Origin of the sequence: Natrialba sp. PRR66, from assembly GCF_034808065.1 — an archaeon.
GTDB lineage: Archaea > Halobacteriota > Halobacteria > Halobacteriales > Natrialbaceae > Natrialba > Natrialba aegyptia.
On record NZ_JAXHGN010000003.1, the window covers coordinates 568,183 to 594,545 of the forward strand.

Annotated in this window: 26 protein-coding genes and 3 tRNA genes; 14 read left to right on the top strand and 15 right to left on the bottom strand. The window is 53.4% G+C overall.

What is annotated here, in order from left to right; translation table 11 throughout:
• Positions 1–84: 84 nt before the first annotated feature.
• Positions 85–540 carry a DUF5814 domain-containing protein gene (locus SM755_RS13240; RefSeq protein WP_323173066.1) on the bottom strand — a complete coding sequence of 152 codons (456 nt, stop codon included), beginning with the start codon at positions 538–540 and terminating at the stop codon, positions 85–87.
• A 259-nt stretch (positions 541–799) separates the two neighbouring features.
• Between SM755_RS13240 and SM755_RS13245 the strand changes: the two genes are divergently transcribed.
• The 3 genes from SM755_RS13245 (at position 800) to SM755_RS13255 (ending at position 3,362) form a co-directional block, all read left to right on the top strand.
• Positions 800–871, top strand: a tRNA-His gene (locus SM755_RS13245).
• Between the two features lie 579 nt (positions 872–1,450).
• Positions 1,451–1,906 carry an RDD family protein gene (locus tag SM755_RS13250; RefSeq protein ID WP_323173067.1) on the top strand — a complete coding sequence of 152 codons (456 nt, stop codon included), beginning with the start codon at positions 1,451–1,453 and terminating at the stop codon, positions 1,904–1,906.
• Positions 1,907–2,045: 139 nt separating this feature from the next.
• The gene (locus SM755_RS13255) at positions 2,046–3,362 is read left to right on the top strand and encodes a hypothetical protein (RefSeq protein WP_323173068.1); all 1,317 of its coding nucleotides are present in this window, start codon (positions 2,046–2,048) and stop codon (positions 3,360–3,362) included.
• A gap of 381 nt (positions 3,363–3,743) precedes the next feature.
• Here SM755_RS13255 and SM755_RS13260 read toward each other — a convergent pair whose 3' ends face one another.
• On the bottom strand, positions 3,744–4,349 hold the full coding sequence (locus SM755_RS13260) for a hypothetical protein (protein ID WP_323173069.1): 606 nt from the start codon (positions 4,347–4,349) through the stop codon (positions 3,744–3,746).
• A gap of 449 nt (positions 4,350–4,798) precedes the next feature.
• On the opposite strand from SM755_RS13260, the gene SM755_RS13265 reads away from it, so the two are divergent.
• The 6 genes from SM755_RS13265 to SM755_RS13290 all read left to right on the top strand — a co-directional run bounded on the left by SM755_RS13265 (position 4,799) and on the right by SM755_RS13290 (position 10,626).
• On the top strand, positions 4,799–5,821 hold the full coding sequence (locus SM755_RS13265) for a site-specific integrase (protein WP_323173070.1): 1,023 nt from the start codon (positions 4,799–4,801) through the stop codon (positions 5,819–5,821).
• Positions 5,822–5,892: 71 nt separating this feature from the next.
• Positions 5,893–6,711, top strand: coding sequence for a hypothetical protein (locus SM755_RS13270; RefSeq protein ID WP_323173071.1), 819 nt, complete (start codon positions 5,893–5,895; stop codon positions 6,709–6,711).
• Complete coding sequence (locus tag SM755_RS13275) at positions 6,689–7,243, top strand: hypothetical protein (protein ID WP_323173072.1); 555 nt, start codon at positions 6,689–6,691, stop codon at positions 7,241–7,243. Before SM755_RS13270 ends, SM755_RS13275 begins: the two co-directional genes overlap by 23 nt.
• Entirely contained in the window at positions 7,243–8,172 is a 930-nt protein-coding gene (locus tag SM755_RS13280; RefSeq protein ID WP_323173073.1) for a hypothetical protein, read from the top strand. The genes SM755_RS13275 and SM755_RS13280 overlap by 1 nt, the downstream gene beginning before the upstream one ends.
• A complete protein-coding gene (locus tag SM755_RS13285; protein WP_323173074.1) occupies positions 8,165–10,222 on the top strand; it encodes a hypothetical protein in 2,058 nt (685 codons plus the stop codon). Before SM755_RS13280 ends, SM755_RS13285 begins: the two co-directional genes overlap by 8 nt.
• Positions 10,223–10,359: 137 nt before the next feature.
• On the top strand, positions 10,360–10,626 hold the full coding sequence (locus SM755_RS13290; RefSeq protein WP_323173075.1) for a hypothetical protein: 267 nt from the start codon (positions 10,360–10,362) through the stop codon (positions 10,624–10,626).
• A 193-nt stretch (positions 10,627–10,819) separates the two neighbouring features.
• Here the strand turns inward: SM755_RS13290 and SM755_RS13295 are convergent, their stop codons facing one another.
• The 8 genes from SM755_RS13295 to SM755_RS13330 all read right to left on the bottom strand — a co-directional run bounded on the left by SM755_RS13295 (position 10,820) and on the right by SM755_RS13330 (position 18,673).
• The gene (locus tag SM755_RS13295) at positions 10,820–13,126 is read right to left on the bottom strand and encodes a winged helix-turn-helix domain-containing protein (RefSeq protein ID WP_323173076.1); all 2,307 of its coding nucleotides are present in this window, start codon (positions 13,124–13,126) and stop codon (positions 10,820–10,822) included.
• A gap of 176 nt (positions 13,127–13,302) precedes the next feature.
• The gene (locus tag SM755_RS13300) at positions 13,303–13,515 is read right to left on the bottom strand and encodes a hypothetical protein (RefSeq protein WP_323173077.1); all 213 of its coding nucleotides are present in this window, start codon (positions 13,513–13,515) and stop codon (positions 13,303–13,305) included.
• Positions 13,516–13,519: 4 nt separating this feature from the next.
• Positions 13,520–13,729 (bottom strand): hypothetical protein, encoded by a 210-nt coding sequence (locus tag SM755_RS13305; RefSeq protein WP_323173078.1) that lies wholly within the window; start codon positions 13,727–13,729, stop codon positions 13,520–13,522.
• A gap of 371 nt (positions 13,730–14,100) precedes the next feature.
• Positions 14,101–14,415, bottom strand: coding sequence for a hypothetical protein (locus tag SM755_RS13310; protein WP_323173079.1), 315 nt, complete (start codon positions 14,413–14,415; stop codon positions 14,101–14,103).
• 154 nt (positions 14,416–14,569) lie between these two features.
• Entirely contained in the window at positions 14,570–15,958 is a 1,389-nt protein-coding gene (locus SM755_RS13315) for a DUF262 domain-containing protein (protein WP_323173080.1), read from the bottom strand.
• Positions 15,959–16,021: 63 nt separating this feature from the next.
• On the bottom strand, positions 16,022–16,732 hold the full coding sequence (locus tag SM755_RS13320; protein WP_323173081.1) for a hypothetical protein: 711 nt from the start codon (positions 16,730–16,732) through the stop codon (positions 16,022–16,024).
• Positions 16,733–16,737: 5 nt separating this feature from the next.
• Positions 16,738–18,081 (bottom strand): ATP-binding protein, encoded by a 1,344-nt coding sequence (locus tag SM755_RS13325; protein WP_323173082.1) that lies wholly within the window; start codon positions 18,079–18,081, stop codon positions 16,738–16,740.
• 518 nt (positions 18,082–18,599) lie between these two features.
• A tRNA-Phe gene (locus SM755_RS13330) sits at positions 18,600–18,673 on the bottom strand.
• A gap of 224 nt (positions 18,674–18,897) precedes the next feature.
• Here SM755_RS13330 and SM755_RS13335 point away from each other — a divergent pair.
• Positions 18,898–19,344, top strand: a complete 447-nt coding sequence (locus SM755_RS13335) for a hypothetical protein (RefSeq protein ID WP_006664923.1) — start codon at positions 18,898–18,900, stop codon at positions 19,342–19,344.
• A gap of 128 nt (positions 19,345–19,472) precedes the next feature.
• Here SM755_RS13335 and SM755_RS13340 read toward each other — a convergent pair.
• Positions 19,473–19,546 (bottom strand) — tRNA-Val (locus SM755_RS13340).
• 60 nt (positions 19,547–19,606) lie between these two features.
• Here SM755_RS13340 and SM755_RS13345 point away from each other — a divergent pair.
• Positions 19,607–20,098 carry a DUF192 domain-containing protein gene (locus tag SM755_RS13345; protein WP_323173083.1) on the top strand — a complete coding sequence of 164 codons (492 nt, stop codon included), beginning with the start codon at positions 19,607–19,609 and terminating at the stop codon, positions 20,096–20,098.
• A 131-nt stretch (positions 20,099–20,229) separates the two neighbouring features.
• Positions 20,230–22,152, top strand: a complete 1,923-nt coding sequence (locus SM755_RS13350) for an ABC transporter ATP-binding protein (RefSeq protein ID WP_323173084.1) — start codon at positions 20,230–20,232, stop codon at positions 22,150–22,152.
• A gap of 36 nt (positions 22,153–22,188) precedes the next feature.
• Here the strand turns inward: SM755_RS13350 and SM755_RS13355 are convergent, their stop codons facing one another.
• A complete protein-coding gene (locus SM755_RS13355; protein WP_006664920.1) occupies positions 22,189–22,533 on the bottom strand; it encodes a hypothetical protein in 345 nt (114 codons plus the stop codon).
• Positions 22,534–22,640: 107 nt separating this feature from the next.
• Between SM755_RS13355 and SM755_RS13360 the strand changes: the two genes are divergently transcribed.
• Entirely contained in the window at positions 22,641–23,378 is a 738-nt protein-coding gene (locus SM755_RS13360; protein WP_323173085.1) for a creatininase family protein, read from the top strand.
• Between the two features lie 28 nt (positions 23,379–23,406).
• Here the strand turns inward: SM755_RS13360 and SM755_RS13365 are convergent, their stop codons facing one another.
• Both SM755_RS13365 and SM755_RS13370 read right to left on the bottom strand, forming a co-directional pair.
• Positions 23,407–23,886: a DUF5790 family protein gene (locus SM755_RS13365; protein WP_323173086.1), complete on the bottom strand. Its 480-nt coding sequence runs from the start codon at positions 23,884–23,886 to the stop codon at positions 23,407–23,409.
• 144 nt (positions 23,887–24,030) lie between these two features.
• On the bottom strand, positions 24,031–24,423 hold the full coding sequence (locus tag SM755_RS13370) for a dihydroneopterin aldolase family protein (RefSeq protein WP_323173087.1): 393 nt from the start codon (positions 24,421–24,423) through the stop codon (positions 24,031–24,033).
• Positions 24,424–24,564: 141 nt separating this feature from the next.
• Here SM755_RS13370 and azf point away from each other — a divergent pair, with 141 nt between their 5' ends.
• On the top strand, positions 24,565–25,308 hold the full coding sequence (gene azf / locus SM755_RS13375; RefSeq protein ID WP_323173088.1) for an NAD-dependent glucose-6-phosphate dehydrogenase Azf: 744 nt from the start codon (positions 24,565–24,567) through the stop codon (positions 25,306–25,308).
• A 114-nt stretch (positions 25,309–25,422) separates the two neighbouring features.
• On the opposite strand, the gene SM755_RS13380 is transcribed toward azf, so the two are convergent.
• Positions 25,423–26,037, bottom strand: a complete 615-nt coding sequence (locus SM755_RS13380; protein ID WP_323173089.1) for a DUF309 domain-containing protein — start codon at positions 26,035–26,037, stop codon at positions 25,423–25,425.
• Positions 26,038–26,363: the final 326 nt, after the last annotated feature.

Here is a 26,363-nt window from a genome sequence, read left to right on the forward strand (position 1 = left end):
CAATCCGCACGGAGCACAGAGCACGGAAGCAACGTGGCCAATAGCCGGTTTTACGCCCGTATACGGACTGCGTCGGTTCGATTCCTACCGCGCCAGGTCTTGTTTTGCCTGCCGAATCTCGTCACGTTTGTCCACAGCCCCGTCGACGTTCGCGAGGTGTTCGGCAGCCTCCAGCGTTCGGACCCCGCTATCGAGAAACGAGAGCACGTCTCCAGGATAGGCATAGACCATGTAATCGTCTGTCATCACGTCGACGATGGCGTCGGGACCCAGACCCTGCGCGCGTAGATCGAGCAGGTACTGGATGAACTTTCGCTCCGGACACCCACAGTAGGGATTGTTGTCACACTCACAGTCGAGGAAATCCTCGGTGAACTCGAGAACTCGATCACGGGTGGCGTCGTCTAGCTTCTCGAGTCCCTCTCCCTGAAAGAGCATATCGAGTGTTGCACCCTTGAACGCCCCTTTGGGGATATTCGTCTCGAGTTGCGAACTGAGCTGGCGATGGTTCTTGACGTATATTTTGTCGGTGATGGCCACGCGTTGGCCTTCCTATGGGTGCATGGCCGAAAAGCGTCTCGGTCGCGTTCTCCAGACAGCATCGGCACACACCTGGATCGGAGGACTTGCTCCTGTCGCAGTTTCCGAGTGTTTCTCGTCTCTGTCGCTGAGCACTGTTCACTGAGTGCTGAGTTCTGAGCACTGTGAGCAGCTCTCTCGCGGTAGCTGCTACCATAATATCGAACGTGAGTCGTAACGTATTTCAGGCCAACCGGACCTACATCAGTGTGCAAGCGTGTCCGGGTTGGGGTAGTGGTTATCCTTCAGCCTTGTGGAGGCTGAGACGCGGGTTCGATTCTCGCACCCGGACTTTTTCATCGCGTCTCACTCGCAGTCGAGTTCAGCTCGCAGGCCGAGCCTGTGTGATACCGCGACTTGGGTACCTGTGACGCGGAATTTGCCACGTTGGATGTACCTTCGCCGTCTCTGACGCTACTGCACTCGAGTATTGATGCGGTCGTGCTGACACGGTCTGCGGTACCGATTTCTCGGCGCACCCGCAGGACGGGGCGCGGGTGTGCCGGAACTGACTTGCTACAGCCCCTATGAGAAGCCATAGGACACAGTAAGCAGGCCCTCTTCGTTGTGCCCTTCGACCGCTATAAATTGTTGTCACTATTAGTAATGCTTTCTGGTCATCGTTACCTTTTGATGTAATTCTGATCGGTTTCTTGGTGAAGCGTGTTGTCACCGTGGCTCAACAGGAATGAGTCGAGAGATAGCGGTGGACTCGGTGATATCCGTCCTCCTAGTTGTATTTCCATCGATTAGACTCCTGATTCCAGAGAGACTCCTCTCGAATGATTCTTTAAGTTTGATATTATTAGACAATAGATATAAACAGATGTTATTGGGAAGTTTGATATACAATATATCGTGACTGTATGCTATGGATCGATATCCAGTTCCTAACGAAGACAGTCCTGCAGGCATTCTCGATAGTCGTGCAGAAGCACTGCTGATCGATGCACTAATAGTCGCTCTCGTCTGCGGCATCCTCGGATACGGGGGCGGGACGATTATCCTCGGCAGTTCCCTGGGTGGTCTCGGCGGACTCATTCTGGGGCTCCAATTCCTCGCCCCGGTCGTTCTTTTCGTCTACCAGATCCTCTTTGAGGGCTACTATGGCCAGACGATCGGCAAGCGAGCCCGGGGAATCGTCGTCGTCAAAGATGACGGGTCTCGCTGTACGTGGGTCGCGGCAACCCTCCGAAACCTGCTGCGGGTCGTGGATATCCTTCCGCTCTTCTATCTCATCGGTATCGGAACCGCATATCTCTCCTCGAAACACCAGCGAGTCGGAGACCACGCAGCCCGAACGATCGTCGTCTCGACCGACGAGTAACGTCTCGTCTCGAGCGGAACGGCTTTCTTCCGATAGTTCGTCGCTTGTCGACTGTTCGAACAGTAGTCTGCCAGCCGCTACTGACGCGGTGTATTATTCCGGACAGCACGTTTTGGTGGTCTATCACATACGTCTGTGCATGCAAACGGACCGACTCGACGGCCTGCTCGATGAGACCCATCGCAACGCTACCGTCGGATGGATCATCGTCGCCGTCCTCTGCATACTCGCGACGATCCACGCGTTCGAGTCGTCCTTCCGGTGGTTCGTCTTTACGGGGCTCGCCGTCGCGATTGTTCTCCTCCCTGCAGCTTCCCACCGCGACCCGCGTGTGATGCCACCCTGGGAACTGCTCGTGCTCGTTGCGGTTCCAGTCGTCGATGCGACGATACTGGGAGAGACGTTTCTGACGTCGATCGCCGTTTACATCGCCGTCGCTGCCGTTGCACTCGTCGCCGTCACCGAGATCCACCGATTTACCGCCGTTCGAATGACCCACTCGTTTGCGATTGCGCTCGTCGTAATTACGACCCTTGCAGTCGCCGCAACGTGGAACGTCGCCCAGTGGACATCCGCCCTCGCGTTCGGAACGCCCTCCATCGACGCCGGTCGTTCGGCGGACGCAGCCAACCACGCGATGATGATGGACTTCGTGTACGCCACGATCGCCGGCTTCCTCGCCGGTATCGTCTTCAACCGATACGCGATGCGATCGACACCCTCCGACGGCGGATTTCCGCCTTCACGTTCCGTCGACGACCATTCCCCATCCGAATCGGCCCCACAAAACGCGCCCGGCTCGCCCTCCGAGAGCGATACCGTCCCGCCGTTTCTCCGCAGCCGCCTCAACGCCTCCGACCAAACCATCAGGCGACTCTCCCGACTTCTTCAGCTCGCTCTCGGCTTCCTGTTTCTCTACGGCCTCCTTACTCTCGACGCGACGACCATCACCAATGCCGGCATCGCACTCGCCATCACGGGTCTTCCGGCATTTCTCGAACGCGACCTCCGCCTCCCGCTCGAACCTGAACTCGTCCTCTGGATCACCGGTGCGGTCTTTCTCCATGCACTCGGCTCAGCAGGGCTGTACGGCTTCCTCGGCCCATGGGACAGCCTGACTCACGCCGTCTCCGCATCGATCGTCGCCGGGACGGGGTATACGGTCGTTCGAGCCATCGACCTGTACACCGACGATATCTACCTTCCCCCGAGAATGCTGTTCGTCTTCATCCTGCTGTTTGTGCTGGCCTTCGGCGTCATCTGGGAACTCATGGAGTTCACCCTCGGTCTCTTTGCCCAGTGGTTCGGCTCCGAGGTCATCCTCGCCCAGCACGGCATCACCGATACGATCGGTGATCTCTTCTACGATCTCGTCGGTGCCATTGTCGTCGCAATCTGGGGCTCAGTATACCTTACCGATGTCTCTCATCGTCTCGTGTCACGCTTCGACGAGTAATTGTGGGCCACTATCTGGAGTGTTGCTCTCAAATTTGATCGTCCATAGACTCACAAACTGGCTGGAACCGTTGGCTCATCGAATGCCGTACGTTTCGAATCTCGATCGTGTGGAAATCCACCGCCCCCGATTTGAACTCTGCGAACTCTCATCACTGCTTGGCGTTCTCACCCTCAGATCCGTTCGCGCTCCGTCCCTGAACTCGCGAGCGAACTCGTTGCAAACGGATGCCACCTCCCGGATTGTGAGCTACTCCAGTGAACTCGCTTGCTCGCAGAACCTCGGTCCAGTTCAAACCCACTCGGATCGCTTTCGAACGGCTCCCAAAGTTGGTCGCCGTGAGAAGTGCCGTCCCCCGGTGTTGAACTTATGTGTCCTGGCTCACTGAGTCACGGTCACCGTTCCAATCGACCTAATGTGATCTCCCTTTGAGGAACCGTCGACGGTAATTCTGCCCGCCAGTTCGTACTCTCCTGGTTCCTCGAAGGTGTAACTGAACTCGTACTCCGGGCCGCTGGCATGTTGACAGTCTGGACCACTGTCAACCGTTCCGTTGCGAGTTTCTACCGCTTTGCCGTCGACCAAGAGTGCGGCAGTGAATGACGTCTCAGAACCGAACGTTGCAATGCTGAATACCACCGTGACATCCTCGCCGACTGACACTGTTTCAGGCTCGAACTCAGACCGCCAAACAGCGAGGTCTGGTGAATCCAGATAGTGAGAAACGGTGAGCCGTTCCGAGGCAAGAATCTCCCCATCCGGGCCACGAATCCGTACACGTTTGTCGCCTTGACTGGGAATCGTCCATACTTGTCCTGGTCCCTCACCGAAACCGACCGACCACCTACCGTTGTTGGTCTCGAAGGTAACCTCCTCGATGGTTTCGTCCTCGTCGACGATCTCGAGGAGTAGTTCCGCCTTGCAGTCCCCTGCTTGTCCCTCTACACTCCCTGTCCTCCTTGGGCCGCCATCACACACGGGTTCCACGGATACGGACGCTCGGGTAATCTCAACAGCATCGCAAGAATGGGTTGTAGTCGACGATGAGGAGTCACTCGGATCTCGAGATTGTGACGAGTTCGAGAGACAGCCAGCAGAAAGCAGTAGGGCCGAGCCTGTAACCGTCGTGAGGAAAGCACGTCTTCCCATCAAAAAATCAACCATCTTATTGCTACATAAGCTTTTTGACGATACGGTTCTGGAGCGTCAGCGTACCGCGGCGAGCGAAGTGAGTCGCAGTTTCACCCGACCTGACCGACGGGAGTGTCGAGGTGTTTTCACCTCGTTTTTGTGACCGAGAGACTCCCGCAGCGAACGTAGTGAGCGAGGAAACCCGAAGGCATAAAAAGAGGTATGCCGCCTCCCGGATTTGAACCGGGGACAGCTCAACTGAAACAAAGCACGCATTCTCACTCTGGCTGGCGTTCGGAGAAAACATGAGCCAAACAGAACTCGAACCCATCTCCCCAGCCGAAGCCAAGGAGATGTACCTGAACGCCAGAAAAGGAGAGGTATCGGAAAGCACACTCAGCGGCTATCACTACAGACTCAAACACTTCATTCGCTGGAGCAAGGATGTCGAAGACCTCGACAATATGAATGACCTCTCGGGACGAAAGCTACAGAAATTCCGAGCTTGGAGGAGAGACGATGGGGACCTCAAGCCAATAACACTCCAGGGACAACTCGATGCACTCCGAATCTTCGTTCGCTGGTGCGAATCGATTGACGGCGTAGAACAAGGATTGCACGAGAAAATCACCATGCCTGTCCTTTCGAAGAGCGATGAACAACGGGAAGAGACGCTACACGCAGAGGAGGCTGAGAAAGTTCTTGATTATCTCCGGCGCTTCGAATACGCCTCGCGGGCACACATCATATTGGAACTCCTCTGGCACACGGGAATGAGACTCGGCGCTCTTCGCTCCCTCGACCTCGAGGACTACGATTCGGACAATCAGCATCTCACACTTCGGCATCGACCAGAGCAGGAAACGCCTCTGAAGAATGGACCGGAGGGAGAGCGATTAGTCGCTCTGAACCCCGACATCTGCGATGCGCTTGATGACTGGATTGAGCAGAATCGAACGGGGATAATAGATGAATATGGCCGGAATCCTCTATTGACGACAAGCGGAGGACGAATGGTAGGCGCTTCTATTCGTGATGCCGTTTATCGAGTTACTCGCCCCTGCTATTACACAAACAAGTGCCCTCACAACAGAGATATGGATATCTGTGAGGCTATGAACTATGGACACTACAGCAAATGCCCTCTGAACGTGAGTCCTCATTCCATTCGACGAGGCAGCATTACACACTTTCTGCTCAACGAGGTTCCCGAGACTGTTGTTAGCGACCGGATGAATGTTGGACAGGACGTCCTCGATAAGCACTATGATAAACGGACCGCGGGCCAAAAGATGGAGCAAAGACGAAAGTTTCTGTCAAATATATAGTGAACTATTCTACTTTCAGGTGACTTCTTATCTATGATTCTTATTGTCTCTGAGTATAGACTGAAAAAGAGATGAGCTTGGTGGAGCGAATTTCATTTGGTCGAGGGGTAGTGTCTCTTATCGGTATGTTAGTTGTTTCTATCCCAATCCTATTTGCTCTTCTATTAGATATGCCTCCCCAATTTTTCGCGGACATGACTACGACTACGATTTGGTTCCTTGGAATACTTTCTACCGCTATTATTTTCCCAGTTTTGTTCTTTCTTCTTTCACAATCTGGATATAGAACATACTCTCCACTCCATCACACCCCGAGATATATTACTGGAACCAGCCTGCTATTCTTTCTATTATCAGTCGTGCTGGTCTACTTAGGCTACCTTTCTCTCGTTTACCCCTATCACAACCGTCTATTCCCTTCCTTCAAGGATATGGGGGCGGGATTAATCATCACATCGATATATTCGCTACTACTCGTTGGTTCACATACTTCGTCAATCATTTCGGTAACGGATGTCAGGCAGAAGGAATCGAAAATAGACGAATTCAGGAATTATGTCTCAGAATTTCGGCAAGGTAGTCACAAAAAGTCTTCAGCTATTGAACAGGATATCATCGATAGTGCAAATTCATTAATATCTGAATTAGATGATGAACCAATTAGAGCTAGTAGCCAAATTCAAGAAGAACTAGAGAGTTGGATTAGGAAATTTGAACAGTATAGCACAACTGGACGGAATAAAATGGTGGGCGAGTCATCTTCTCCTGAAGAGATGGCCGAACCATGGTCTCAGTACTACAGTCAATATGTCTCCATCACTAAAGAACTAAGTGACATGAATTCTTCTGCTTTCGATAAGGTAGTCCATGCCAGGAAAAACGACCGTTGAGTATATTGAACCTGGAACGGATTTAGATTCCCACACAGAAGGAGTTGTTCTTTTCAGTACGAATGATAAGTGCTACGGGAAGAGAGTAACAGAAATAATCGAAAATATTGAGCCAAAACTGATTGGGTATAATGATTCGCTGGTTGTTGAACCACACTCAGATGGACTAAATCGAGCTATTGACTGTAGTGTGGAAGACCATCGTTCCCTGATTGCAAACAGTGCTTGGCTCATTGATTGCAACTCTGTTCTTGACCAAACCAGCAGGAGTGATATTATCTATTTGCTTCGCACTTTCCCTTGGCAGGGGAACGCCATAATTTGGGCTGACGAAGACTGTCATGACTTGACTGAGGAAGATAGGGATACACTCGAAACAATCTCTGACAAAGCAGCAGTAGTGTATAGTGAACGGAGGCTATGTGGAAAACTAGAAGATTACCTTCAACACGCTGCAAACCCTATGTTTGGGTCTGGAAGCATCATCGATTGGAACAACCGCGTCTACGAAATACAACAGGCACTTGGATAATGGCTAATGAATGGCGGGCACTTGAGCGAGTCGGACAATCTGCTGGGTTATCTGGGGAGTCTTTAGAGGATTATCTAGACCTCGCACGGGAGGTTCATAGAGAGAAACTCTCTGAATGCGTAGGAGATTATGATTTTGATAGTCAATACTTTGTGTTTCTTGAACAAGAAGTGTTCCCCGATGAAAGAGTTACTGATAAACTCCACAAATTGAATGCTCCCCAGTCATTTGTAGATGGTTTAGAATCCAAGTCATACTCTATCCAAGACGCTTACAGAACGAGCACCAAAGTCAATTATAGTCTTGATGAACTCGTTGATTTCATTATGCTCATAAAGCTCGTTCATGACCATCCTACGAGCCAAGGAGACGGCTGGATTGAACCAGAGGACCGGTTACATTATTTGTTGCTTCTAACCAATAACGAACTCAAAAACCAGAAGGATTACTCGGCAATTCAGCAAAGTCTCGGAATGGGGCTGCTTGAGAGAACTGGATATCGATACACATTTAGAAAAGCGGATTCAGGTCCATACTCCGTTTTATTGTCTAGAGATGTCGATAGAATGTATGCTTGGAACCTATTCGACAAAGAAATTGTTGAAAACACAAATCCTAATGAGTTCCGCCCATTTCGAATACAACTTGGGTCTTCTGGAAAAATTTTCACAACCAGATTCCAATCGACCCTCAATAGTATAGACTCGTTGAATAGCGACTTGTTGAGAGAATGGGCTATTTGCCAAAAAGACGTGCTTCAGCGCTTTGGGAAAATGTCTACAGAAAGCTTGCGTGATTATGTGCTTAGCATCGACAGTTATGCCAATAAAAATGATGGAGACATTATTCTCACAGGCCGTACTCGCATCTTTGATTCAAATGATGCAGGTCCTATCTCTACAATAGCAGGGGGGATGCAATTTGCATAACCTTAATCCAATTGACGACATCAATGAGAGAATAGAAGCTGAAGGTAAATTCTCAGAAGAGGAGATAGAGGATTTCAAAGAATTTGTCTTAGACCACTATTACGAAATCCCCTACGGACCTCATCAAGTAACTCTAGATGAGTTTGAGGTGGAAAACTTCAATAACATTTCAAGACCCAAATCGATAGATTTTGAAGATAGAAATGCAATCATATACGGTCGGAATGCATTAGGAAAGACTAGTCTATTAAAATCGATACAATTCAATCTCTTGGGCCTCCCAACTGATAGACAAACCCATGGGATGACAGGACTCATAACGAGTGGAAAAAAGCGAATGGTCTCTAAAGGGAGGTGGAAAATTGATGAAGAGAAACACCTACTAATTCGGAATCTCCTCCAGAGCGGGCGAGGTGGAAAGTTAAGTGAATATGATGAACCGCTTCTATTGAAAAATCCAGACGAAAACAACATTCCATACGACCGGCACAACCAGTCATCGGAGGTTTTTGAACGGTTCGGCGTTCTCCCGCTAATTAATCGTGGGTATGAACCCTATGAGCTAATGTCTCTATTTTTCCTCATGGCTAGAAATTTCCTCCACTTCCTAGATTGGAATAAATCCACCGAGGTAATTGACACTCTATTCGGTGTATATCTGACTAACGTAGTAAATGCAGTAGATGATAAAAGAGAGAAGGAAGCTATAATTCCAGATGCTAGTGCACGCGCTCCTTCACAACTTGAATTAAAAGAAGTCGAACTCGCAGAGACGCAGGAGGAGCTATCGATGCTCCGAGAACGACAGGAGCGACTTCAAACAGAGATTGCTGATAAGATAGAGTCTTTAGAGGCCTTGAGGCAAATTTCAACTGCCGAGGACCAGCTAGATGAGCTCCGGTCTCGGAAAAGTACACTTCGTTCTAAGTTAGCTGACCTCAAGAGTCAGCGTGCTGAATCTGTTTCTGAGTTAGCAAAGACAAAACGTCTTATTGAACGATATGAGGATTCAGAACTGGTAGATGATATTGGTGCCCTTGGGGACGAATTAAGGGACCTCATGACGGTTCCAGACAGATGCCCAGTTTGTACTAATTCAGTGGATGGCGCTCAGCGAAAACAGCTCCTCCACGAAGGTCATTGTCCGTTGTGTGACAAGGAGATGCCAGATGACAGAATGAGAAAGGAACAGGAGTATCAAGCAGATGACTCTCTGCTTCAGCGGAGAGAGCAACAACAGCAGGAACTAGATGAACTCAAGGTACAGAAAGACGAACTGGAGTACGATATTGAGGAGTACGAAGAACGGATTGAGTCAACTGAACAAGACATTTCGGCTATTGAGCAGCGGATTAGCGATAGCGATTTCGATGAGATAATTTCTGAACGGGAATCCCTTGAGCGAGAAGTCCGTGAATTGCGCCAGGAATCAGTTAACGCTGAAGTTAGGATTGAAAGACTCGAGTCTGTGGTTGCTGATTTGAAAAGAGAGGTCTGGGCGAATGAACACCTAGTCGATATATTAGAAGAGAGGAAGAGGAAAAAGGAAGTTCTAGACCGACTCTCAGGTATAGTCGAAACTGTTCGAAAAGAACAGAGAAAAAAATTAAAGAAGACAATTGCAGATGAGATGGTGAACGTTTTAGATTTCTTCACTACGGGCAACTTTGCTAATGCCACCTCAGTTAGCTTCAAAAATGATGAAAACTACCAATTCGTCGTCCACACTCCAGAACGAGAATATGATTCTGCAAAGGCAGATAGAGAAGCCGCAGAGGCCACGTTACATGCTCTAGTATTCCATACCGCAGTTCTGAAACTGCTATCGAAGAGGGACAATAGTTTCCCACTGCGACTTTTTGTCATTGATTCCCCCTATTCTAACGATATCGACCCGCATAATGAAGAAGATGTAACTTCATTGATAACAGAACTCCCCAGTTATCTAGAATCATATCAGACAATTGTATCAATGGCAGAACCAGATGATGAGCGAATGGAGCTATTCAGTAATAATGGAATTCAGCTTTTGAACTTCGCCGAAATATAGTCTTTTGAAGCCGACTGAGGGATTTGGCTGTGAGGCACTACTAAATTAAGTAGGTATTTTGATATTATCTCCCCACAATTCATCAATGGGACCTAGACAGAAGTCTATCCGCTGAATTAGGTCCAATGTTGAACCTTATGACTAATTCAGACAGCGGCCAGCAAGACGAATCGCGCGGTATCCAAATAGGTGGCATCCATATCGGTCCGATAGAGTATCGATTCCTCAAACTCGTCGTATACGCCGTCATCGGACTATTTCTCTGGCCGTATCTGCTCCTGCTGTATATTTACATCGCCATCCGTCGACTCAATAAGGGCGTTCTCGAGGCATCGAAGAAAGCCACGGACACGCTACGTGAGGAATACGAAGCTGGCTACGAGGAGGGGAGTTCTGAGGACTGATTCAGGCTTCAAGAGTCGAAGACTGTACGGAGGTCCTCATGTTTGTAATTGGACGTCATTGCTACCTGAGTAAATCATATCTATCGAATGCTGTGAGGACTGCGTGAGAAAGCGACTGATGAAGACCAGCGTGCTGTTGTCCTCCTAGCGGTTTCCATTAGGAGGTCAATTTTTGCTTGTTATGCTGTCGGGTCTAATTGGTACGCCAACTGCTCATTCTTCTATCGCCCAGCAGGCGGTCTCGTTCCTGTTGGTCAATTCCGTACTGCTCTAACCGCTGCTCGATTTTATCGCCAACATCCCCTATAGATATGTTATGGGTTTGATTAGTGAGGCTGCTGAGGTCGACTATACCACATTTGTTAGCATCCGACAAACCGTTATCGTGCCACTCTGTTCCTTTCTTTTCGCCGGTTTTGCGGACTATCCCTTCATCTTGGAGTTTGCGAAGGTGAGAACGAACTGTATTTTTGTTATAGCCGGTTTTTCTAGCGATATCTGCTCCAGAGGCAGTACCTACGTCTGAAAGCGCATCGATGATGTCCCGTTCGGTATCAACTCGGGTCCGTACTACGCCGAGTGCAATTTCTCTCGAGAGCCAAGGAGGAATTGCAGCAGTATTCACGTAGACAGTAGCCTCAGTGTCATCACGGGCAAACCGGAAGATTGCTTGTAGAACCTCATTTTCTCGCATGTGTTGGAGGACTTCGTCGCCAAATGGTCCGTATGATTTTGCCGAACCCTGACCACTCCCAGTGGCTGCTATTCCGAATAAAGCAGCCCACTGCTCGACATACTTATCACCGAAATGACGGCTTCCAAGGATTACGCCTACATTCTCGTCTGCTAATTCATTTGAACCCTTGATATTCCCGTAGTTGGTACTCTTTGTCGATATTGGAATATTCCTGCTTTTTAACTTAGGTAGAACTCTCTTTGAAGTAATTACAGCTGGTTCACAATTGTGTTTTCCAGCGACTTCTCGAAGAAGTGCCTCGTCACGGTCGACGTTTGCATGCTTCCCGCTCGAGTACGGATATATGCTTCTTATTTCCGTTTGGACTATTCGCAATTTTTGTGTATTGCGTATGTACTTCTCTCGTTCGGTGTCCGTGAGTACCTGCTTGTGTTTAAAATCCAGGGCGAACATAAGGTCATAGAGGCGGGGCGTCGGTGCTCCATCTAGTGCAATTACGTTCTTAGCGTTGACCAATGTTGGCGGGGTAAGAACATACATCTCGTTTGCGTTCTGGTTATGTGCAAACACCTGTCCGCCGCCAAGCGCGGCAGTACTCCAACTATTACCGAGGTCCCTAGAAACAAGGATTCCTAAGACAAGGAGTGGTGCATGAATGTGGTAGTCCTTAGTGCTCTGGTCGAGAATCTGTTTTGAATTACCAATGTTTATTCCTCTGTTCTCGAACCAGTCAAGCGCTGATTCCTCTTTCCCTCTGTCAGTGTTAGAAATTAGGCCGTGATAATTAGGAAAAGGAATAGAGCCTGTTTGTTGCAGGAAATTTGTAATAGTAGTTTGAGGGTCCTCGAATTTAGTAAGGAAAGCATCCGATGGTGCCTCGTCAATGACGACGATTCTGTTTTCTATGACTTTCTCGACATATGCGTGGGTGTAATGGCCAATGAGGACATCATAATTCTCTGTGTTGAAGTCCCACGCAGACTTATAGGGACATCTGCTCTCGCTCTGGCACGGTGGATTCCTATAAGTGTGTAGGTCTGATACTGTTACTCCTAAACCCCGATATCTCTTGAATCTCGCTTCCACCTGAGAACCATGTTTCCCAGCAAATGTAGGACACTCCTTGTCAGCTCTGGGTAGAATTTTGGAAGAGAGTCCATGCTTCTGGCACCACGATTTGATTTCGGCGTATCTACCCTTCCGTCCTCGAGATGTGAGTATGGTAATCGGCGTCTCAGTAGTTGAGACCGCTTCTATCGCAGCATAGCTTTTCCCAGTCCCCGGAAGAGCATCAATTAGAACTGGGCGATTCTCTGCATAAGCTTCCTCAACTGCTTCGAGGCATCGGCGGCGTACTTGTGAGAGAGACAATGAGCGTTGTGAACTCTTGCCAATAGATTCAACACCGACATTATTTGGCGTCTGGTTCCTCCCACTCGCTTGCTGGTGCATTTGTTCTTCAAGAGACGACGGTGCGTCGTCTGGGGCTTGCTCCTCGTGTTCTTTCTGCTCGGCTTTCCCTCTCGCTGCTGCTGCTTTCTGGTCCTCTTTGAAGCCCCGCACCCCATATCTATCCATTATTTTCTGCTTGTTTGACTCGTACGTTATCGTGTGGTCTATCTCGCCAACCCAGTCATCAATACCCGCCTCCTCGCACAATTCTCTCAAATACCCCAACTGGGTATCCTGAGCCAATGGCGTTCCTCCTCCCAGCGCTTCGCCATCTTTCAATCTATCACGCTCCGTTTTCCGACTCGAAGAAACCGTATTCCAATAATGGTCCCAGTTCTCTAGCGAGGTCATTGTTGTCTTGCGTTCTGTCTCGCGTATACCGTAATAACAACTCGGGAGAACAACCGAACTCAGGAGTCAACCTAAGGACGAGATAGGAATTACATTCCACATTGGAAAGCACACAAGGTGACGTCAGTAGAATGATGTCGTCGTGAATTCCCCTATTTATAGTATTTTTAATATAGTCACTCGTCGACGAGCTTCGCAATCATATGTGGTCCTTCATACGCTTCCAAAATTCTATCAGGGTTGTCAAGGTCTGGAGTCGTTGGTTGGCTTAGTTCCTCGCGTATCCAGCCCTCAAATCCTTCTTCAATGCTCTCGACTACGTCGCCGTCCTCTATGATTCCGAGGTCGTGTAGCTCGCCGGCGTGGTACATCTGAAAGAGAATTCGCATTGGTCTACCCCTCGTCCTCTGCCAGCGGGACAGCGTTGATATAGTGGTTATTGAACGCTCGCCTTAGGTGGTCTTCATCACTCAAATCGTACGCTCCCTTCACTGTCTCCTCAAGCTCGCCGGTCGGGTCCTCGACTATCTCGCCATCAACAATCTTCCCGAGGACGTCCCAGCCGCCTCGGTCCTCATTAAGTCCCAGAAAGAGCAATGCCACCTCGAGTCACCTTACTCGATAATCACTCTGTTCCATCATAAGACTCCCGAGAAACGGACCGATTCAGCCTCTATTGGTCTGTAACGGCAAGGAGGCCCAAGGTGAGTGACAGAGAACGCGTCTACCATCAATCGAATATCAGTCATCCTCTGGAACCAAAGACCGTTCTCTGGAGCAATCATGATACCTGCGGACACCTACCGATTGATAGATTAAATCTCGGTACTCAACGGTCCCAAGCTAGCATAGGACTGAGTGTGACCTATCGGAGGTAGAGAGCCGTTCGAGAATGACCGAGAGCCAATCTATTCGATTCGGTCAAGACTGCGTGAGCAGTTGAGCAATTGCGACCAGCGTACAGTCTGAGGGATTCAGAGTTGGGCGTCGAGCTCGGAATCTCGAATCCAGTCCAGATATGCTTCGTCGTTCAGGTCCTCAACGATTCGCCGAGATTCTTCGCTATCGTAGCCGGCCATGACATAGCCGTTCGAATACGAGGACTCGAGGTACTGAAGAAGTTCGCGGCCATCCGTGTAGTTGCTGATGATAGGGTCATCTTCGTCGGCTATCCTCTCTCGAAGCGATTCCGCCGTCGGAGTATCGCCTTTGACCTCTCCTTCGATGGTAACACGAGCTACCTCTGTTGGGTCTTTCAGCGGGTCTCTATAGATTATGATTTCGACCATGCTTCTATCCCCGCTCTAAGCGGATTTCCTTGATGGAGTTCTGGTAGTACTTTTTCCCCTTCGGCTCGGTCGACGCAGTGCTAGTGGTGTATCTGTTATCTGGAATCGCCATCTAATCGGATGGCTGTCAGGATATTAATGATACTGGAGTAAGTTACCGGCTCCGATTATGATAGGGGCAGAGTACCCGCGCGTTTTCAAGAACAGTCTGGCCACCCTGCGAATGCTCCTCAATGTGGTCGGCATCCCAATTGCTCCACGAGACCTTCGCCTCCTCTTCGGTTTTCCCGTCCTCTAAGCACATCTCGCAGATACGGTCACTCTCGATGAAGAGCTTAATCCGTTGCGCTCGGGAGAAAGCCCGTTGACTGTCGGTATCTTGAATATCGGGCTCCGCCTCCCAGAACGCGTTTTCGAGGATATAGTGCCGCTTGTTGACCGCGCCTCGATTCTGCTGGCGCGCCTCCTTGAATTGGAGCATTTCGCTGTCGTCTGTATCCTCGACCTCGAATCGCTTGAACCACTGCTCGGTGAAATTCCGGACCTCGTCATAGTTGTCTCGCCCGAAGTTGTAGTCTCCAAACTCCAATTCACGGATGAGAGAGTACAGGCTGAGGATGAAGTATTCCTTATTCAGGAACTCTATCTCGCCGTTCGAGTTCTTGAGGTCAGTATCTTGGTAGAGTTCCGTGAGGAGGTTGAGCATCCGCTGAACGCGATGAATCTCGGGTCGTTGTTTGAATTCCTCGAGGTCCTCGTGAACGGTGAATCCCTCACGCTTGCAGTCGAATAGTTTGGTGACCTCCTTCCCGGTGACCTTCGTCGGACCTTCATCAATCTCAATCAGGATGAAACGAGCGAGAAGCGAAAGTTGCTGGAGTCGGTCGTTGTTCCGAGCGAGAAGGGTGAAGAACTTATGGCGATTCGGATTGTCGTCACGGCTCTCGTAATTCTCTCGGTCAAAGCTGATGTCGTCTGCCGTCTGGACGATAAAATTCCGAACGGGGCTGTATGTCTTACTGTGATTCTTCTCGATGTTGGTCAGGTGTTCTCCCTGCTGGAGTCGCCAGAAGACTTTGGTTGCTAACTCTTGATGCCGCTTATCGTCGGGGTCATCAATTCCACGCAGCTTGATGACTTTGAGCGAACACTGAGAGTCGATATACTCCTGGACGTCCTCGCTGAGTTCGGAATATCGTTTCCCCGAAATCTCGTGCTCCGGGTTGAGTTCGCGGAGTTCTGGGCTATCGGGAAGCGCGAATTCGTCTTCGAAGAATTCCTGAATCGCGGTAATTCGTTGCTGGCCGTCGACGACTTCGAGGCGGAGGTCATTGCCGTCGAGGACGACTTGTCGGATGACGACAGGCGGGACGTAGAGTTGGCGAACGAAGCTGTCGATTAGTTCCTTCTTTTTTCCCGTATCCCAGACGCTCTTTCGCTGGTAGGGTGGTCGCTTGACGAAATATTCGCTATCGCTGTGGAACTTGCTGATGTCCCAGTCTTCGTCGTTCGCATTGAGAGGGTCGTCAACGTAAATTGCCATACTATTGCAGTACAGACATTACTGTTATAATAGTAGCCCTGTCGTCGCGAGGCCAGTTGGTCCTTAGACTGGTGATGTTTCTCTTATTTGCTCTGCGAGCAAGCTGAGGAACTCTGAGTCATAGTCTTCATCAACATGATTCACGTTCCACAGTCCTGATTTGCGGATTTTTTCGCTTCGACTGTGTTTGCCGAGCCAATTATCTGAGCGTGCGTCAATGGCGTCTCGCTGGTAGTTGCTGAGGAGTGCAATCGTATTCCGTTCGATGTAAGCCCGCTGGCTATCGGCGCTTGGTTCGTCGTCCACATTCAGCCAGAGGAACGGGAGGTCTCGGAGATAATTGCTTACTCGCTGTTCCATCTCGAGTTCACTAAGTCGCCGTTCCCGTTTCGCGCTTGAACCCTCACCCCAAAGAGGATACTCATCATGCAGGGAGTCACGCTCAACGAAGGCCTCACCAACTCGCTTTCTGAACACTGAGCCTCGATGGTTCCCACCTCCTTCGTATGTTCCGCGCATCGCTCCCCGATGCGTCCGAAGTCGGTTCCAGAGCGACGTACTGCTTCCTTCGGAAACCGCATGAGTTCCGATACGAGTCACTCGAAGCTGGTCACTAGACTCTCGGTATTCGTCCGGAGCGAAGAAGATGTAGACGCCCCGGTCGGGCCAGTCCATGTAGCCGGTACAGTTCTTGAGTGTCTGTTTTCCGCCGACAACGTCTTCTAACTGTTCGAGAAGGTCATAGAACTGACTGATATCTTTTGAGCGTGTCATGTGAATTAGCTTGACTCGTTGAAAATTTCACGAGCCAATTCAAGTTCTAAGTTTACTAAACCGTATTTCAACTCGCTCTTCTTTGAGGTTTTCCCGTTCTCAACGACAGTTAACAACTGGTCAGCTACAGATGGAATAGCCGAAACGATATCACCAGTACTCATCTCTGCGGGCTTAATCTGGTATGTCCAATCATTGTGTTCCAGATTTTTATACGAGTCTTTGAATAAGTAATCACATCTCGAGGCGATTTCTTTATCTACCAACTCCCGGTATTTTGCGCAATCCATCTGACTGGTGCTGATGGAACCAGATGTATCCAAAGTCTCGTTTAGTTGGTCTGTTTGACCTTGGAGTAGGAGAACTTTGCAAGCGGAATATATCGAGGGGTACATATCCTCAGAAACCACCTCACCAATTATTTCTGTCTGGGATGTTTCTGAGACCTGGTTGAGCCAGAAAATACCAGGTATCCAATTATCCATCGAGCTTAGGGTTAGGAATTTCGCGCTGGTTTCGTCTATCGTGATTTCGCTTGGATTAGAGTAATAGTCAATCAGAGTCTCGAAATCAGCTAAGTAGCTGTCCCTGCGTTTCCACTTCCGAATTTCAGAATTTAGTTCTTCCTCCAGACTTGAGAATTCGTCCCGGGTGACTGTCGCTTGTGTCACCTCATAGTCTCCCTGTTCACTAACAGTATATGATATATCGACGTTCCCGGTCTGATTAGGTTTTAATGTTCCAATCTCGGCCAGTTTGTCAGGTCCAATATCTACCACTCGTCGAAGACCTTCAGTCACGTAATCCCTTTCGAGTTCAATACGGTGGCGAACAATCTTTTCTAGGTCATCCCGTCCAATGATTTTCTTTCCTCCCGATTTTCGGGTGTATACTGCGCCTTTGTGCATTACACGGTTACCAGAGCTGTCATGAATCTTCCGAGAGGTCACACAAGGGGGCTGTTCTAGCGGTTGAATGCAGAGAGCCGCGAACTGGGAGCCTTCTTCCTCAAATGTATGTAGCGAGAAATCAGGAGTGGGGATTAGATGTTCGCTCAGGTCTTGTCGGAGGTCGGCCACATCACAGCTTAAGATATGCCGGCGACCTTCTCCCGAGTACTCAAGTTCGTCCGTGTCAATCCCAACGAGTTCACCGGATTCGGTGAATCCTATGAATATGTAGTGCCGGTCTTCCCCAGAGACGGTATTTGAAAATGATGCTACATCTTTGATGAATTCAGCAGTATGGTACCCGTCACCGCTCACAAAGTAATCCTGTTTGAAATCTACCCACTCGTGTTCGTCACCCCCAAGCTCATCAACTAAACTCAGAACGTCCGGTTTATCCATAGGTCCTACATTTCATCTACCACTCAAATGGTTTACTTTTGACCTCCGTTTCTGTAGTGGGTCCCGTTGCCTTCAACTGAGAGAGATACTGACACATAGGGCGTATTGCCCACGTATTGTAGCGTCCCGAAGGATTTTTCGCCCGGCAGAGTAGTTGCTGATGATTGAGTCCTGCACGTCGCATATCCTGTCCCGGATAGTTTCAGCAGTTGGCGTATTCTCGATTCCCTCGCCTTCGATGGTGACTTAAGCAATCTCTTTCGATTCCTCCCGCGGGTCTGTATAGATGATGACTGCGACCATTGTTCTTGTCTGAGAGATTCTGTCTTCGATATTAGAATTACCTGCCGAGTCCGGTCCAGAGGTAATTTCATGATGGTTCCGGGCGTCAAATGAATCAGAACGCCAGACGGAGTTGAGGCGCGCAAAAGTCCCCTGTCAAATCTCCCGCCGCGCAGCGGCGGTGTATAAATACGGTAGAGCGCCGTCTCGTGAATTAGAAGCGAGGAAAACCGCTATGCCGCCTCCCGGATTTGAACCGGGGACAGCTCGATCTTCAGTCGAGTGCTCTCCCAGTCTGAGCTAAGGCGGCTCGCACTTACATCTCCGGCCATGACATAAAAAAGGATTTCGAATCGCATCCAGTCATTACGTACATCTCGTGACACTTCTGCCCTGATGCGCTCATCATCAGTAGGCTATCCAACACTCTATAATGGTCGGAATACAGTCTCCGATGGCTCGGAGTAACGCCCGTCTGTTGGATATATAGATATTCAAGACACGTTTTTCCGCACTCGTGGGTAATATCATGTTATGGGGGCACTTACCTCGAGCCAAGCGGAGTCCGACCTCTCGGCGGACACTATCCTCGAATTACTGGCAAACCGTCGCCGTCGGTACCTCCTGTATGCCCTCCGTGGCCAGGATAGTCCGATCGAACTCTCGACACTCGCAGAACGGGTCGCCGGTTGGGAACACGATGTTCCCCCTGAAGAGGTCGCAAAGAACGAATACAAAAGCGTCTACGTCTCTTCCGTTCAGTGCCACGTCCCGAAACTGGCCGACGCCGGCGTCGTTGACCACGACGAAGAGAACCACACCGTCGTCCTCGCGGACAGTTTCGACCAACTCGAACCGTACCTCCGCATCGTCGTCAAGGACGAACCAGAGAACTCAACACTGTACGCTGCCCTCGAAACCGAGACCGGTGAGGGATTCTTCAGCCAAATCCGCGAGAACGTCGCTCGCTTCAAACAGTAATTGCGCTTCTTGTTTCACCTCTCTGGCAGTCGAATAACCGCTTGCCGTCTCCTCTCTCGTCGAGTTCAGTACTGACTGTGACCTCGATCCACGCACCTGCTGCTCGCGGATTTGCTCGCAGCAGGAAGTGGGCTCGGGCGGGTTCGAACCACCGACCTCGGCCTTGTAAAGGCCGCGTCATGACCAGCTAGACCACGAGCCCGCATCCGGAACAAGTCCCCCCGTCCGAATAACCTTTACTTTCTCACGCCGCACTGTCGATATGGCTTTCGAGCGCGCCTGGAAGGGGTTGCTCGTCATTATCGCCCTCTTACTCGGCGGCTTCCTCGTCGTGCAGGCCGGTATCGTGTCGGCACCGTGGGCGGCCGACCAGGCGACAGTCCGCGTTCTCGACGCGGACGGCGAGCCGAAGGCGACGGTCGAGGCCGAAATCGCCGACAGCGCCACGGAACGGTATACTGGTCTGAGCGATCACAACTCGCTCGAGTCGGGTGAGGGGATGCTGTTCGTCCACGCGAGTGAAGGCGAACAGACCTACGTCATGCGAGAGATGGACTTCGATATCGATATCATCTTCGTCGGTGCGGATCGCGAAATCACGTCGATCGAGCACGCCCGAGCGCCGGAATCGGGGGAAGACGGTGAAGACATCCAGTACACCGGTCAGGCCAAGTGGGTCCTCGAAGTGCCGCGCGGATACGCGACAGAGACGGGGATCGAGGTCGGTGACAGGGTGGTGATCGACGAGGAGTGACCATCGACGAGTTCACGGAGTGGGTGCGTTTCGAGTGGCGTGATCCGTTTCCGCGGTGGACGGTCCGCTCGACCGTGGTGTTTCGATTCGTAGGAAATGCTTATTGCTGGCCGTCCATTCAAGCGAGTGTAATGAGTGGTGTCGACTGGGACGATGACGACCCGTTCGAAGAGCAACGGGAGAACATCGATAGTCCCATGAAGCGGTTGCTCTTCGAGTACGGTCGGCCGTACTGGGGGTCCGTGACCGCCGGTATTATCGGGAGCGTGCTGGCGCGGTTGCTCGATCTGATCCCGCCGATCTTGCTCGGGGTCGCGATCGACGCGATTTTCCTGCAAGACAAGCCGTTTAGCGTTCGGTTCGTGCCGGACGGGTGGCTTCCGACGGATTCGACCGGCCAGTTTACGTTTACGGTTGTCATCATCGCCCTGTCGTTTCTCGTCGGCGCGGCGTTTCACTGGGTCCGCAACTGGGGGTTCAACTCCTTCGCACAGGACATCCAGCACGACGTGCGGACCGAGACGTACGACAAGATGCAGCGCCTTGACATGGAATTTTTCGCCGACAAGCAGACCGGCGAGATGATGTCCATTCTGAGCAACGACGTGAATCAGCTCGAGCGATTCCTCAACGACGGCCTCAACTCCGCGTTTCGACTCGGCGTGATGGTCGTCGGTGTCGGCGTGGTGCTCTTTACGATCAATCCCCAGCTCGCGCTTATTTCGATCGCGCCTGTGCCGTTGATCGCCGCGTTCACCTACGTCTTCGTCAAGAAGATCCAGCCCAAGTACGCCGCCGTTCGCTCCTCTGTCGGCAACGTCAACTCCCGACTCGAGAACAACCTCGGCGGTATTCAGGTGATCAAGGCGAGCAACACCGAGGGGTACGAATCCGAGCGCGTCGATGACGTTTCCCGGAAGTACTACGACACCAACTGGGGAGCGATCAACCTTCGGATCAAGTTCTTCCCCGGGCTCCAGGTCCTCTCCGGAATCGGGTTCGTGCTCACCTTCTTCGTGGGCGGCTATTGGGTGTTTCAGGGCGCGCCCGGTCCGTTTACCGGCACGCTCGATGTCGGCGAGTTCGCCACGTTCATCCTCCTCACGCAGCAACTCGTCTGGCCGATGGCCCAGTTCGGACAGGTGATCAACATGTACCAGCGCGCGGAGGCCTCGAGTGAGCGCATCTTCGGCCTGATGGACGAAACGGGCCGTATCGAGCAAGACGCCGACGCCGAACCGCTCGATATCGAAGCGGGTCACGTCGAGTACGACGACGTAACCTTCGGCTACACGGACGAGGAGACGATCATCGACGATATCTCGTTCGACGTGCCCGGCGGTGAGACGGTCGCACTCGTCGGCCCGACGGGGGCGGGGAAGTCGACGGTACTGAAACTGCTGTTGCGCCTGCACGACACGGACGAGGGGGCGATCCGAATCGACGGACAGAACATTCGAGAGGTCTCCCTTTCCAGTCTCCGCCAATCGATGGGATACGTCGGTCAGGAGTCCTATCTCTTCTACGGCACCGTCGAGGAGAACATCACCTACGGCACCTTCGACGCAGACCGCGAGGAAATCGTCGCGGCGGCCAAAGCCGCCGAAGCCCACGACTTCATCGAGAACCTTCCGGACGGCTACGACACCATGGTCGGTGAACGCGGCGTCAAACTCTCGGGCGGGCAGCGCCAGCGGGTCGCCATTGCGCGGGCCGTGCTCAAGGATCCGGACATTCTGATCCTGGACGAGGCCACCAGCGACGTCGACACGGAGACCGAGATGCTCATCCAGCGGTCGATCGACGAGCTGACGGCGGACAGAACGACGTTCGCTATCGCACACCGCCTTTCGACGATCAAGGACGCGGATCAGATTCTCGTTCTCGAGGGTGGTCGGATCGTCGAACGCGGCACACACGACGAGCTACTGGAAAACGGCGGTCTCTACTCGCACCTCTGGGGCGTACAGGCTGGCGAGATCGACGAACTGCCACAGGAGTTCATCGAGCGGGCCCAGCGGCGACACGCGCGGACGGAAATCAACGACGACTGAGTCTGAGTCCTCTCGGTTCGTCTCCGAGGGACGCCCTTAGAACGACTCCTGTTCGCTCTGTCCCTCCTGATCCGGCGCACCCTCGTCCTGTCGCTGTTCGCCGGTCGCGGGCGGCGTCCGGTCGCTGTAGTTTTTCCGTCCGATCGCGTCGTCGCTGACCATGGTCATGATCGCGTCCTCGACCGCGTCGGCCGACTCGTACTCGTCTTCGTTCAGCGGGCCGATCACGTCCTCGAGCGTCGTCGTCTCCTCGCCCATCTCGAGTTCTTCGTCGCCGAATTTCTCGAGGAGTTCGTCGTGGCCGATCGGGTACTCCTGAGATTCGAGGTCGTCGGCCAGGTCGCCCAGTTCGACGCCGAGTTCGCGGTTGTCGTTGCTCATAGTGGGATTTCACCCATGATTCGGAAACCGGTTGACCTTGCGTTCGCCACGCGACGGCCGGTCACACCACCGACGGTTTCATGGTCGAACGGGGAGCCTACTCACGCATGGACCTCGCTTCCGCCACGTGGACCGACGTTCGCGACAGCGACCCTGAACTCGCGGTCGTTCCCGTCGGCAGCACGGAACAGCACGGCCCGCACGCACCGCTCGGGACGGACGTTCTCACCGCCGAGGCCGTCGCCGACGCCGGACTCGAACGCGTCGATCACGAGGTCATCCGCACGCCGGCGATTCCGGTCGGCATCGCCGAGGAGCACCGCCAGTTCCCCGGGACGATGTGGGTCTCGCCGGACACCTTTCGGAGCTACGTGCGCGAGTCCGTGCAGAGCCTGGCTCACCACGGAATCGAGCGCGTCGTCCTCGTCAACGGCCACGGCGGCAACGTCGATGCCCTCCGAGAGATCGGCGCGCGACTCACGCGCGACGGCGACGCCTACACCGTTCCGTTCACCTGGTTCGAGGCCGTCGGCGACCACTCCGCGGACATGGGCCACGGCGGGCCGCTCGAGACTGCACTCCTGCGTCGCGTCGCACCTGAACTCGTCCGCGAAGAGCGGATCGAGACGGCCCGCGCTGGTGCTGCTGACGGCTGGGGCGAGTGGACGAGTCACGCAAATCTGGCCTACGACTCGGCCGAGTTCAGCGAGAACGGTGTCGTCGGCGATCCGGCCGCGGGTGAGAAAGAGCGAGGCGAGGAACTGCTCGAACTCGCAGCCGATTCGTTGGCGCGGTTGCTCGACGCGGTGGCTGAACGGGACGTGTCGCGTCCGGACGGCCGATAGCGCTGTCGGCCGGGCGTCGTTTTCGCGCTTACTCCGCGTCGTCGCTTTCTTCGTCGTCGGCAGTCGCGTCGTCGTCCGTTTCGTCGTCGCCCTCGTTGGACTCAGTCTCGTCGGCCGGGCCTGCATCCTCGAGCGTCCCGCGGAGTGCCGGGATCGTCGAGGTGAGATCGCCGACCTGCTCGCCGGCGTCGCCGATGTCCGCGATCGTTTCTTCGAGCGCTTCGATCTCCGCTTCGAGGTCGGCCGCATCCTCGAACGCGTCGGCGCGTTGGCCCATGGTGAACCACTTCTTTGCATCCCGGAGGTGGGACTCGGCGTCGCCGGGGTCGAGCGCGGAGTTGAGGGCGTTGAGGACGCCGAGGACGTTGTCGGCGTCGGCTTCCCAGATGTCGTCCGCGTCGGGGAGTGCGTCCCAGGCGTCGGCAAGCGAGGATTCGACGTCCTCGCGCATCTCGTTGGCTGCTTCGCCGAACAGTTCCTCGTCGTCGCCGAGCGTCGCTTGGCTCATGTCACCACGTTCACGCTGACTGAGGTTAAAAGGTCGCCCGAAAGTGAAAGTGAAATTTGGGAGAAGCGAGTCGGTATCGACCGAACGGCAGACGGGTTTCGAAAGGGAGGTCGTTTGCCGTGCGTCGGTTGGGATGCCGTCGAACTACGCGTCGGATTCGCGGCCGTCGACGGAGACGAGTTCCATCAGGGGATAGCCGTTTTCCATGGCCATTCGGGTGACGACCTCGCGTCCCTCGTAGTCGACGACGATTTCGACTTCGAGAAAGCGGCCGGTGAGTTCGGTGTAGTCAGCTGTCGAGTCGGCGAGTTCGCGTTCGAGTTCGTCGGTGCGAACGTCGACGGTGACGGCGCTGCAGTGGGGCTGGTTCTCGATCGATTCCTCCATCGCGCGTGCGAGGCTCGGGGCGCTGCTGGGCGAGACGGGAGTGCCGGCGAACTGGTGGTAGAGCGAGCCGAACTTGATGCCGGCCTCGAAACAGGCGGTCTGGGCGGCCGTCGGCGTCGTGGAGCCGTTGGTCTCGGAGTCGTCGGTCATGACCGTGTGCTCGCGGGCCGGGAGGAAGGGCGTTCCGATCGGCGCGACGGGGCGGTGGTCGGGTGGAGCGATGCGAGGTCGGCGGCGCTACCGATCCAGAACCGCATGGTTCTTATCGACGCTTTCCCTCCCATCGTACGAATGGCACAGTCGGTCCTGCTTACCGGGGCTGCGGGGCGCGTCGGAACGGCGATCCTCGCCGACCTCGCGGACGAACACGAGTGGCGGCTGATGGATCGCGACCCGATGACTGACGACCATCCGGGCGAGTTCGTCGTTGCGGACATCACCGACGAGGAGGCCGTCCGCGAGGCGATGGACGGCGTCGATGTGGTGATCCACCTCGCAGGCGACCCGCGACCGGACGCGCCCTGGGACAGCGTTCTGACGAACAACATCGACGGCACGCAGACGATCTTCGAGGCTGCCGTCGACGCCGGCGTCGAGAAAGTCGTCTTCGCCTCCTCGAATCACGCCGTCGGCGCGTACGAGACCGAAGAACGGACGCCCGATCTGTACCGCGAACACGACGACTACCTGTTAGACGGTACCGAACTCCCGCGGCCGGGGAATCTCTACGGCGTCTCGAAGGCCGCGGGCGAATCGATCGGCCGGTACTACCACGACGAGTTCGGACTGTCGGTTGCCTGCGTTCGTATCGGGAATCTGACGGAGGGGCATCCGCCAATCGATTACGAGCGCGGGCAGGCGATGTGGTTGTCCTACCGCGATTGTGCGCACCTGTTCGACCGCTGTATCTGCGCCGACTACGAGTTCGAAATCGTCTACGGCATTTCGGATAACGACCGCAAGTACTACTCGATCGAGCGGGCGAAGGAGGCGCTGGGGTACGAGCCGCAGGATAATTCTGCACGACACGACTGACGGGCCGGCGGGCCGACGGGCTGACTGACGCGCCGACGGGCTGACTGGCAGGCCGACGGCCGGTCGCGATTCTACGCACACACGCACCGTTGCGACCGAGTTTCGACAGCAATCTCAGAAGAGCCCTTCCACGTCCGACTCGCGGGTTTGTCGTCGCTCGACGTGGCTCGTCAATCGCTGGTAGACGATACCGCGAGCGTCGTCCTCGCGAACGAAATCGAACAGCAACGCGATGAATCGGCTGTCGTCTCCCCCCGCCTCGAGATCGTTCTCCGCGTACTCGCGGGCTTGCTCGATCGGTGCCGTCTCGTAGCCCGTTGCCTCGGCGAGGACGGGCGCTGCGATCAGCGTCGAATCGAGATCGAGCGTCGCAAGGGACGGGACAGTCCCCTCGTGCTCGATTCGGACCGGCGGTCGCCGTTCGACGAGTTCAGGGTCGTCGGCGAGCGACGTGAGAAACGACCATATCGGCTGAAGCTCGATGTTGCGATACGTCGGCGGTAGCGCGCGGAGATAGCCGTGTGCACGCTCGGCCAGCCCGACGGCTCCCTCCCAGTTGCGACTGTGGGCGTGGTGAACTGCCGCGCTCGTCTGGATCAGGCCGTGAAGCAACTGCTCGTCGTCGGTTTCGGTTTCGAGATCGAGCCAGGTCGGCTCCCAGACATCGTGAGCGGCGTGGTAGAACGCGTCGTTGTAGATGGCGATGCCGGCCCGGAGCTGATCGCGCATGGTCGGGGTTGGCGGTCGAGCGTCGAGGGTTTGTCGGTCGGCCGTCGGTGGCTGGCCGGCCAACGACCGGTTTATTGATGGCTGACGACGAACTGCGATGGGAGCTACAGAAAGAGGGGAAGTGGGGAACGGAAATGGGGAATGCCGGATACGTGCCGCCTCCGGCGGGGCGGGCAGACAACTGTCGAACGGAGAGTGCGAACGAACCATGACGGAAACTGGACGCCGGGCGCACTCTCAACCGGTTACTCACCGCCACCGGTGAGGCGGTACTCGATCCGAGTACGCGGGTCCGTATTAGTATGCAGTGGGTTCCGTTGTGCTGT